Annotated in this window: 1 protein-coding gene; it reads right to left on the bottom strand. The window is 61.8% G+C overall.

Annotated features, from left to right (window positions below):
* Positions 1–194: hypothetical protein (locus EXE44_RS21225; protein WP_206750408.1), on the bottom strand; the 194-nt coding region annotated here is incomplete at its 3' end.
* Positions 195–421: the final 227 nt, after the last annotated feature.

Here is a 421-nt window from a genome sequence, read left to right as displayed (position 1 = left end):
ACGAGGAGCGCCAGCGCGACGCCGATCGCTCCCGGCCGGGCCCACCGTCGCCGCGTGTAGAGCTTGTAACAGACGATCGATGACACCAGACCGAACACCAGACGCAACACGAAACCGGGAAGGAGAAAGTTCTCGATCGGTGCGTTGTCGAGCGGTCCGGTCGGCGGTCCCACGAGTTCGCCGGACGGGGTCACGAGTAGCGCTGTGCCACCGGCGAGCCGATAGCTGTCCAAGCAGTAGAAGTAGGAGTCAGAACGAGGTCGGACGGCCACGAAGCCTCATTGTTCAGGCTCGGGACGGCTCCTACACAAAAGTTAGCAATTCTCGACAATACCTCGCGTTCTCACCGGGTTTCTTTTGACTGAGAGGCGGTGAACTGCGACGGCTCGCCGACGTCGCTCTCGGTGCGAGCGAGTTTCTC

This window comes from Halorubrum sp. SS7, from assembly GCF_005435055.1.
GTDB classification, from domain to species: domain Archaea; phylum Halobacteriota; class Halobacteria; order Halobacteriales; family Haloferacaceae; genus Halorubrum; species Halorubrum salinarum.
The sequence above is the reverse complement of the archived record's forward strand: the minus strand, read 5'-3'. Positions and strand labels throughout refer to the sequence as shown.